The 429-nt window shown below is 69.0% G+C and carries 2 pseudogenes; both read left to right on the forward strand.

Annotated elements, in window-relative coordinates:
- Positions 1–214, forward strand: a pseudogene (locus EXE48_RS18290) (hypothetical protein); the annotation flags it as partial.
- Positions 211–429: pseudogene (locus EXE48_RS18295) on the forward strand (hypothetical protein); the annotation flags it as partial. The pseudogenes EXE48_RS18290 and EXE48_RS18295, both read left to right, overlap by 4 nt.

Here is a 429-nt window from a genome sequence, read left to right on the forward strand (position 1 = left end):
GATGTGGGACTTCGTCGCCGCCACCGTCGCCGGACTCCTCGCCGGATTGCTGTTCGAGTACTACTTCCGCCGCCGGGCCGGGTCGCGCGAGCGACTCCCCGAGGAGGTGGCGGAGATGGCCGAGGAGTCGGAGGCGGCGGAGGTAGCCGGGCTCTCGGACGCGGCGGAGACGGACGGCGATTCCCGCGCGCCGGAGGGAGGTGAGTCGCCGTGAAGATTCGCTCGCACCTCCGTATCGACGAGCGACGGCAGTCCCAACTCTCGCGGGCGATGCAGGTCGTCCTCGTCGGTCTCGTCTTCATCGGCCTCGACCGCGGGAACCTCGGCATCGTCGTCAACGCGCTCGTCGGTCTCGGCGTGACCTATCTGCCGGCGATACTCGAACGCGACTACCGCATCCCGATGGACGCCGGGCTGACGCTCTGGATA

This window comes from Halorubrum sp. ASP1 (genome assembly GCF_005435135.1).
GTDB lineage: Archaea > Halobacteriota > Halobacteria > Halobacteriales > Haloferacaceae > Halorubrum > Halorubrum tropicale.